The sequence below is a fragment of the Nocardioides sp. REDSEA-S30_B4 genome (assembly GCF_001627265.1).
Taxonomy (GTDB): domain Bacteria; phylum Actinomycetota; class Actinomycetes; order Propionibacteriales; family Nocardioidaceae; genus Nocardioides.
Map to the genome: position 1 here is coordinate 1 of NZ_LUPI01000086.1, position 8,854 is coordinate 8,854.

An 8,854-nucleotide genomic window follows, 5' to 3' on the forward strand; every position below is an offset into this window, starting at 1 on the left:
CTGCTGGCCTGGGTCAGCGCCCGCACCGTCGAGGCCGCGGGCCTGCGCCTGCTGGCCACCATGCGCCCCGACGGCTCGCCCCGCGACTACTACGACCACCTCGACCCGCGGGACCCCGCCCGCCGCTGACCCTCCGCTGGCAGGGACCGGGGTCTCGTGGCTCGGCCGTGGCCGGCCTCGCACCTCGACCATCGGGATCGCCGGTTGAGGTGCGAGGAGCGCCAGCGACGAGCCTCGAAACCCCGCACGCCGACAGACGACCTCGGGGACGGACGCCGGCCCCGGCGCCTGCTCAGGCGCGGACGGCCAGGACCAGCGGCGAGACGGAGGCGGCGCCCGCGCGCAGGACGGCACGGGCGGCGAGCGTCGTGCTCCAGCCGGTGTCGACGAGGTCGTCGACGAGCAGCACCCGACGCCCCTCGAGCGCGCCCGGCTCCGTCTCCAGGCCGCACCGCCGCGACACCGCCGCGACCCGCTGCGCGGAGTTGGCCGCACCACGCCCCGGCGGCACGTCGGGGTCGAGGACGGCCCAGCGGCCGAGCAGCGGGACCTGGAGGTAGCGCGAGAGCCCGTCGGCCAGCGACCCCACGAGCTCGGGCCGGGACACCGACTCGATCTCGACGATCGCGTCGACGTCGGGTCGCCAGTCGCCGAGCACCTCGATGACCGCCTGGACCAGCGGGACGGGCACCGGGCCGTCCTCGGTGTCCTCGCGGAACAGCTCTCGCAGCGCCTGGCCGTAGCCGAGGTCGGTGAGCCGGGCGACCGCCCGCCCCTCCTGGGCCTGCTCGGAGACCCGCCCGCGCAGGTCGATGCCGAGCCGGTCGAGACCGGTCGGCCACATCTTGCGCGGCGGGAGGGGCACGCCGGGGCGCGCCAGCCGCTCCTGGGCCTGGCTCACGGCCTCGGCGGAGACGTGCGTGGGCAGGTCGAGCCCGCCGCAGTTGTCGCACCGGCCGCACTCGGTCGCCTCGGGGTCGTCGAGCTGGTCGCGCAGGAACCACATCCGGCACCGGTCGGTGCGCAGGTAGTCGAGCATCGCCTGCTGCTCGCGCTCGCGCGCCGCCCGCACCCGTTCGTAGCGCTCGGCGTCGTAGCTCCACGGGCGACCGGTGGACTCCCAGCCGCCCTTGACCCGGCGTACGGCGCCGTCGACGTCGAGGACCTTCAGCATCGTCTCGAGCCGGGTGCGGCTGAGCTCGACCCGGGTCTCCAGCGCGGCGGTGCTGAGCGGGCGGCCCTCCTCGGCGAGGACGGCGAGGGTCTCGCGGACCTGCTCCTCGCGGGGGAAGCCGAGGGAGGCGAAGTAGGCCCAGATGTCGCGGTCCTCCGGCGCGGGCAGCAGCACCACCGTGGCCGACTCGCTGCGGGCGTCGAGGCCGCGGCCGGCACGGCCGACCTGCTGGTAGTAGGCCACCGGCGAGCTGGGGGAGCCCAGGTTGACCACGAACCCGAGGCTGGCGTCGAAGCCCATGCCCAACGCGCTGGTCGCGACGAGCGCCTTGATGCGTCCCGCGGCGAGGTCGGCCTCGAGGGCCTGCCGCTCGGTGGTCTCGGTCTGACCGGAGTAGGCCGCGACGTCGTGGCCGCGGGAGCGGAGGTAGTCGGCGACCTCCTGGGTCGCGGCGACGGTCAGGCAGTAGACGATGCCGGAGCCCGGCTGCTCGGCGAGGTGGTCGGCGAGCCAGGCCAGCCGCTGGTCGGGGGTCTTGAGGTGGACCACGCCCAGGCGCAGCGACTCGCGGTCCAGCGTGCCGCGGAGGGTCAGCACGTCGCCACGCTCGATGGAGCCGAGCTGCTGGGCGACGTCGTCGGTCACGCGTGCGTTGGCGGTGGCGGTCGTGGCCAGGACGGGGATGCCGTCGGGCAGGTCGTCGAGAAGGGTGCGGATGCGGCGGTAGTCGGGGCGGAAGTCATGACCCCAGTCGGAGATGCAGTGCGCCTCGTCGACCACCAGCAGGCCGCAGGTGGCCGCCAGGCGGGGCAGCACCTCGTCGCGGAAGCCGGGGTTGTTGAGCCGCTCGGGGCTGACCAGCAGCACGTCGACCTCGCCGGCCGCGATCTGCTCGTGGATCGGCTCCCAGTCCTCGGCGTTGGTGGAGTTGATGGTCACCGCGCGGATGCCGGCGCGCTCGGCGGCGGCGATCTGGTTGCGCATGAGGGCCAGGAGCGGGCTGACGATGACCGTCGGGCCCGCGCCGGCGCCGCGCAGGAGCAGGGTGGCCACGAAGTAGACCGCCGACTTGCCCCAGCCGGTGCGCTGGACGACCAGGGCACGGCGGCGGTCGACGGCCAGCGCCTCGATCGCGCTCCACTGGTCCTCGCGCAGCCGCGCCTCCGGCTGCCCGTCGCGAGGCCCCACGAGGGCGCGCAGGTGGGCCTCTGCCGCCTCGCGAGCGGCGGCACGGTCGGTCAGCGCGGCGGTGGGACTCATGACCACGGTGTCTACCAGCCGCCCCCGACGCTGCGGTGATCTCCTCCACAGGGTGTTGATCTTTCACATACCCCGAGTACGGTCGGTGACGTACCGACGGTATGTCTTCCCTCCCCCACCTCGTCCGACCCAGGAGTCCCCATGGCACGCACCACCGAGCACCTCCTGCGCAGCGTCCCCGCCCTCGCCGACTGCTCCCCGCGGGAGCTGCGCCGGATGGCCGCGCTGATGGACGTCGTGTCGCTGCGCTCGGGCGCGACGCTGACCAGCGAGGGCGAGCTCGAGAACCAGGCCTTCCTGCTGGTCGAGGGCCAGGTCGCCGTCACCGTCGGCGAGGACCTCGTCGCCGTCCTCGGCCCCGGCGAGCTGGTCGGCGAGCTCGGCGTCATCGACCGGCGCCTCCCGCGCACCGCCACGGTCACCGCGATGACCCCGGTCACCGCCTGCGTGCTGACCCCGCGCGGGTTCGACTCCCTGCGTCGCGGCTTCCCCGCCGTCGCGGCACTCGTCGACCGCACGGTCGCGGCGCGCCAGGAGCGCCTCGCCGGCTGAGTCGCCCGCGCCGGGACGTCATACGTCCAGCGGAAGCGGACCTCCCGTCCGCATGACCTCCCGCCGCAGTCGCCTCACCAGATCCGGACGCGGTCCTCGGGGTCCAGCCACAGCCCGTCGCCGGGCGCGGTCTCGAAGACCTCGTGGAACTCGTCGAGGTTGCGCACGATGTTGGCGCGGAACTCCGCCGGGCTGTGCGGGTCGATCGTGAGGAACTGACGCGCCTGCTCCGCGCGGCGCTTGGTGCGCCACACGTGGCCCCAGTTGAGGAAGAGCCGGCGCCGCTCCTCGACGCTCGCCTCGCCACCGGTGGAGATCACGTACGCCTTGTGCGCGATGGTCAGGCCGCCGAGGTCGCCGATGTTCTCGCCGACCGTGAGCTGGCCGTTGACCCGCTCACCGGGCAGGTCGCGCGGCTCGAGGGCGTCGTACTGGGCGACGAGCTTCTTCGACTTCTCCTCGAAGGCCGCCTTGTCGTCGGGGGTCCACCAGTCGCGCAGGTTGCCCAGCGGGTCGAACTGCGCGCCCTGGTCGTCGAAGCCGTGGCCGATCTCGTGGCCGATGACCGCGCCGATGCCGCCGTAGTTCTCCGCCGGGTGGGCGTCGGGGGAGAAGAACGGCGGCTGCAGGATGCCGGCGGGGAAGCAGATCTCGTTGGTGCCGGGGTTGTAGTAGGCGTTCACGGTCTGCGGGAGCATGTGCCACTCGTCGCGGTCGACCGGCGAGCCGATCTTGCCCAGCTGGCGGTCGGTCTCGAACGCCGCCGACGCCGCGACGTTGCCCATCAGGTCGTCGGGGCGCACCTGGAGGCCGGAGTAGTCGCGAAAGGTGTCGGGGTAGCCGATCTTGGGGTTGAAGGTCTCGAGCTTCTCGTACGCCTTGGCCTTGGTGTCCTCGGTCATCCAGTCCAGGGCGCCGATCGACTCGCGGTAGGCGGCCAGCAGGTTGGCGACCAGCTCCTCCATCATCGCCTTGGACTGCGGCGGGAAGTGGCGGGCGACGTACTGCTTGCCGACGGCCTCGCCCAGCGCCCCCTCGACCAGGGCCACGCCGCGCTTCCATCGCGCGCGCAGCTCGGGGGTGCCGTTGAGGGTGCGGCCGTAGAAGTCGAAGTTGGTCTCGACGAGCTCGTCGGTGAGGTACGGCGCCGCCGACCGCAGCACGCGGACCAGCAGCCAGGGGCGCCACTGCTCGAGCGGCACCTCGGCGAGCACGCCGGCCAGGCCCTCGAAGAACGACGGCTGGCGGACGTTGACCTCGGCCAGCAGCTCCTCGGCGGACTTCGCGCCGCCGGAGAGGTTGGTGACGTAGACGTCGAGGTCGAAGGGGCCCACGAGCGTGCGCAGCTGCTCGAGGGTGTGCAGGTTGTAGGTCCGCTGGACGTCGCGGGTCTCCGCGCGCTCCCAGTGCCCCTTCGCGATCCGGGTGTCGATGTCGAGCACCGTGCGCGCGGCCGCGGCGGGGTCGCCGAGCCAGTCGGCGCCGGTGCCGCCGAGCTCGAGCAGCCGGGTGAGGTAGGCGAGGTACTTCTCGCGGGTCTCGGCGTGCTTGTCCTCGCGGTAGTAGGACTCGTCGGGCAGGCCGAGTCCGCCCTGGACGAAGTTCACGAGGTAGCGCTCGGAGTCCTTGTCGTCGTTGTCGACGTAGGAGCCGAAGACGCCGTGACTGCCGATGCGCTCGGACTCCCCGAGGAAGGCGGCCAGGTCGCGCAGGTCGCGCAGTCCACCGATCGCCTCGACCAGCGGCTGCACCGGAGTCAGGCCCAGGGCCGCGATCCGCTCGGTGTCCATGAAGGAGGTGTAGAGGTCGCCGATCTTGCGCGCCTCGTCGGCGGCGGAGGGATCGGCGGCGTCGGTGGGTCCGCCGGCGGCCAGCTCCTCGATGATCTCGCGCACGTGCTGCTCGGCGGCGTCGCTCAGCGCGACGAAGGGGCCCCAGCTCGAGCGGTCCGAGGGGATCTCGGTCTCCGCGAGCCAGCGGCCGTTGACGTGGCCGAAGAGGTCGTCCTGCGGCCGGACGGACAGGTCCATGCCCTCGCGGGCGTCGTCGAGGATGCTCACGTCCGCGACCCTAGCCGGGACTACCCCGCCGCAGCGTCCAGGGCCGCGCGCACCGACATCACGATCGTCTCCTCGTCGACACCGTCGCGGGCGGCGAGCTCGGCCACCAGTCGGCGTACGACGAGCATGACGCCGCCGATGAGCGGGCTGATGTCGAGCTCGAGCTCCTCGCTCTCCTCGTCCAGCAACAGCTCGATCGCGTCGATCTCCAGCAGGTGCTCGAAGACCAGCTCCATCGCCGCCTGCGCCCGGTCGGGGTCGTCGCCGCCGACGTCGGCCGCGACCACGGCGTCGAGCACGACGTGTCCGGCGCGGCGGACCTTCTCCTCCTCGGGGAGATCGGAGTCGTGCCCGTGGTCGTGGTCGTGCCCGTGGTGCTCGGCGTGCGGGTCGTTCATCGCACCCGCACCACGGACTTGCCGAGGGTGCGCCGCTCGTCCATGTCGACCAGTGCCCTGCCCAGCTCGTCGAAGGAGTACGTCGCGCCGATCGGCGGCTTCACGGCGCCGGCCTCGATCATCGGCAGCAGCGCCTCCCACTGCTGGTGGAGATAGCCCGGGCGCATCATCCCGTAGCCGCCCCAGCCCACGCCGCGCACGTCGATGTTGTTGAGCAGCAGCCGGTTGACCTTGACCTCGGGGATGCCCTCGCCGGCGGCGAAGCCGACCACGAGCAGCCGTCCGAGCGTGGCCAGGCAGCGCAGCGAGTCGGTGAAGACCGAGCCGCCGACCACGTCGACCACGACGTCGACGCCGCGGCCCTCGGTCAGGGCCATGACGGAGTCCTTGAAGCCGTCGAGCAGCACGGCCTCGTCGGCACCGGCGGCCTTGGCGTAGTCGCCCTTCTTCTGCGTCGAGCAGACCGCGATGACCGTGGCGCCCATGCCCTTGGCGACCTGGATGGTCGCGGTCCCCACCCCGCCGGCCGCACCGTGGACCAGGACCGTCTCGCCCTCGCGCAGCCCGGCGCGCGCGTTGAGCGCGAACTCGGCGGTGAGGTAGTTCATCGGCAGCGCGGCGCCCTCGTCGAAGGTCAGCGCGTCGGGGAGCCGGAACACCGAGTCGGTGCCGAACACCGCGAGCTCCGACGCCCCGCCGTACGGCGCCACGGCGGCGACCCGGTCACCGGCCGCCAGCCCGGACGACTCCGGCGCCGAGACGACGACGCCCGCGACGTCGACACCGAGGCTGAACGGCGGCTCGGGCTTGAGCTGGTACTCCCCCCGGGTCAGCAGCAGGTCGGGGAAGGACACCCCGATGCTGTGCACCTCGACCAGGACCTGGTCGGGACCGGGCTGGGGCTCGGGGACCTCACGCACCTGCAGGTGCTCGGGTCCGGTGGTCTCGACGACCTGCACGGCTCGCATGCGGCCCAACCTATCCCCCAGCGATCCGCGCGCCGGCTCCGAACGGCCGCGGCGTTCGTTCACGGTCAGCCCGGTCGGACGATCCGCGCCATCTCGAAGTGCATCGGGTCGGTGTAGCGCCAGTCGCCGCCCCAGGCGAAGCCCCACTTCTTGAAGATGGAGACCACCACGCGGTCCATCTCACCGACCGTCCCGCGCAGGTTCCCGGGCACATTGAGGTCCAGCGCGGTGCCGAAGGAGTGGTTGGACAGGCTGGTCGTGCCGGCGATGAAGCGGGGGTAGTAGCAACCGGCGTACTGCTCGCGCTTGATCTCGGCGGCCAGCCCGGCGGTCACGATCTCCTCCAGCGCGGCACGCAGCTGCGGGAAGATCGCGTTGTTGCACGTGACGCTGCCGAGGATCGGCACCGACTGGGTGCTGATGTGGGTGCGGACCCAGGCGGGGTCCGGGGCGATCCGCCCGCCGCCGATCGGGCGGTAGGTGAACACGCCGATCGCGTCGGACAGCGAGCCCACGACCTGCGCGGTCTGCACCGCGTCGGGGTCCAGGCCGTAGCGGGCGACGGCGTCGAGACGCTCGATCGAGGTGTCCTCGGGCAGCAGCTTCGCCAGCGGCTTCACCACCGCGTCGGGGGCGGTGAGGCCGGTCGAGATCAGCAGCGCGTTCCCGGGTGTCGCGCCCAGCGCCTCGCCCCACTTCTCGTTGACGACGGCGTCGACGGCGTTGGTGATCTGCGGTGCCTTCACCCCGAGGTGGATGGGCGGCACCTCACTGGTCAGCGCGACGAAGTCGTCGTCGTCGAGCGGCAGCCGCTTGGCCACGGCCTTGCCGACCGCCAGCTCGCCGGCGGCGACGCGGTCCCAGATCTCCTGGTTCTGCGGGAGCTCGCGGGGCGCGTAGCGGCGGTAGGTCGCCGGGTCGACGGCCGCGACGTCGAGGACACGGTTCTCGATGCTGACCTGGAGCAGGCTGAGCCGCTCGATCGCGGCCACGCCGTCGAGCGCCTCGATGGCAGCGATGGTGTCCTCGTCGATCGTCTCCTGGGTCTGCACCACGATGTCGGCGGTGCGGGGCAGGCTCTTGAAGCGGCCCGGCGCGTCGACGGCGTACGCCGGGTCCAGCCCGGGCTGGGCCGACTCCCCGGGGTCGGTGGCGGTGCCAGTCGCGCTGCTGCTGGTGCCCGAGGGCTCGGGCTCCTCAGCGACGGTGGTGTCGGCGCTGCAGCCGGCGAGCGCAGCGAGCATCGCTCCGGTCGTCAGGGCAGCGCAGAGCGCCGCCGCCGGCCTCGGTGCCGTCGCGGCGGTGGATCGCGGTCGCCGCAGTCGCACGTCCCCTCCTGCCATCCAGAGTAGGGCCCGGCGACGAACCTCACAGGTGATCCCAGCACCTGCCCTCCCCCGCACACCCAGCCACGCGCCTAGGCTGGCCCGGTGAGCGCCACGACGACGACCCGCCTGGTCGAGCACGTCCAGCGCCTCGGCGAGGAGCACCCGCCGCTGCGGCTGGAGGACGTGGACTTCACCGTGCGGGACCCGCGGACCCTCGAGCAGCGCTTCGGCCACGTCCTGGACTACATGGCGCGCGTCGAGCTCGAGGTCGACCGCAACGTCCTGGAGCTGACCACGATGCTGCCCGACCCGCCCGAGGTCGACGTGTTCTTCTACCGCGACGTCTGGCAGCCGCAGGAGACCCAGCACGGCCGCATCCTCGACGAGCTCCAGGTGCGGCTCGGTCGCGCGCACGCCGACGCCGACCTCGACTCGATCGGCACCAAGCTCAAGGTCCTCGGGGCCCTGGCGCACATCGGCGCCTTCCAGGACGTCGTCCGGATGCTCTACTACGTCACCGGCATGGCCACCGAGCGCTCGGCGGTGCTGGCCTACAACCTGCTGCACGACGGTGTCCGCGAGCTGGGCGAGACCGCCGTCGCCGACACCGTCATCGCCCCCATCAAGCGCCAGGAGCCGGGCCACTACGCCTTCTACCAGCTCTCCGCGCGCGGCCTGTGGGGCGAGCTGGCGCCCTGGCAGAAGTGGCTGGTGCGCCTGATGCGCCGCCTCTCCTTCTCCCCCGTCGGCGCCAACAACCCCGAGCAGCTCGCCGACTTCGGCGACGTCATGCGCACCCTGCACATCGACGAGGACTCCGACTTCGCCGCCCAGATCGCCCGGGTCGAGATGGAGCTGCTCTGGGCCCGCGACAGGGGGCTGCCGGTCCCGCCGTACGTCACCGCCGCCTTCCGCGAGGCGCTCGAGCTCGCACGGGCCCGGTCCGCGGCCTGAGGTAGGAAAGGTTCATCGGCCGGCCGACAGACCCTGCCACTGGCCGATGGGACTTCATCGTCCCCCTGTCTGCCAGTCTGCGTGTGAGTCAGTCGCTCTGATCTAGGAGTGATCGACTTGCCCATCGAAGGTGTCTACAGCGTCGAGGAACGACGCGCGT

7 protein-coding genes are annotated in these 8,854 nt (G+C 72.5%); 2 read left to right on the top strand and 5 right to left on the bottom strand.

Features of this window, described 5'->3' with window-relative positions:
• Positions 1–292: 292 nt before the first annotated feature.
• Positions 293–2,434 (bottom strand): DEAD/DEAH box helicase, encoded by a 2,142-nt coding sequence (locus tag A6R01_RS15555; RefSeq protein ID WP_292607747.1) that lies wholly within the window; start codon positions 2,432–2,434, stop codon positions 293–295.
• A 141-nt stretch (positions 2,435–2,575) separates the two neighbouring features.
• Between A6R01_RS15555 and A6R01_RS15560 the strand changes: the two genes are divergently transcribed.
• Entirely contained in the window at positions 2,576–2,986 is a 411-nt protein-coding gene (locus tag A6R01_RS15560) for a Crp/Fnr family transcriptional regulator (RefSeq protein ID WP_292607750.1), read from the top strand.
• Between the two features lie 74 nt (positions 2,987–3,060).
• Here A6R01_RS15560 and A6R01_RS15565 read toward each other — a convergent pair whose 3' ends face one another.
• The 4 genes from A6R01_RS15565 to A6R01_RS15580 all read right to left on the bottom strand — a co-directional run bounded on the left by A6R01_RS15565 (position 3,061) and on the right by A6R01_RS15580 (position 7,656).
• Entirely contained in the window at positions 3,061–5,046 is a 1,986-nt protein-coding gene (locus A6R01_RS15565) for a M13-type metalloendopeptidase (protein ID WP_292607753.1), read from the bottom strand.
• 20 nt (positions 5,047–5,066) lie between these two features.
• Positions 5,067–5,444, bottom strand: a complete 378-nt coding sequence (locus A6R01_RS15570; protein ID WP_292607756.1) for a hypothetical protein — start codon at positions 5,442–5,444, stop codon at positions 5,067–5,069.
• A complete protein-coding gene (locus tag A6R01_RS15575) occupies positions 5,441–6,412 on the bottom strand; it encodes an NADPH:quinone oxidoreductase family protein (RefSeq protein ID WP_292607758.1) in 972 nt (323 codons plus the stop codon). The genes A6R01_RS15570 and A6R01_RS15575 overlap by 4 nt, the downstream gene beginning before the upstream one ends.
• A gap of 65 nt (positions 6,413–6,477) precedes the next feature.
• On the bottom strand, positions 6,478–7,656 hold the full coding sequence (locus tag A6R01_RS15580) for a M15 family metallopeptidase (protein WP_292607761.1): 1,179 nt from the start codon (positions 7,654–7,656) through the stop codon (positions 6,478–6,480).
• A 186-nt stretch (positions 7,657–7,842) separates the two neighbouring features.
• On the opposite strand from A6R01_RS15580, the gene A6R01_RS15585 reads away from it, so the two are divergent.
• A complete protein-coding gene (locus A6R01_RS15585; RefSeq protein WP_292607763.1) occupies positions 7,843–8,694 on the top strand; it encodes a GTP-binding protein LepA in 852 nt (283 codons plus the stop codon).
• Positions 8,695–8,854: the final 160 nt, after the last annotated feature.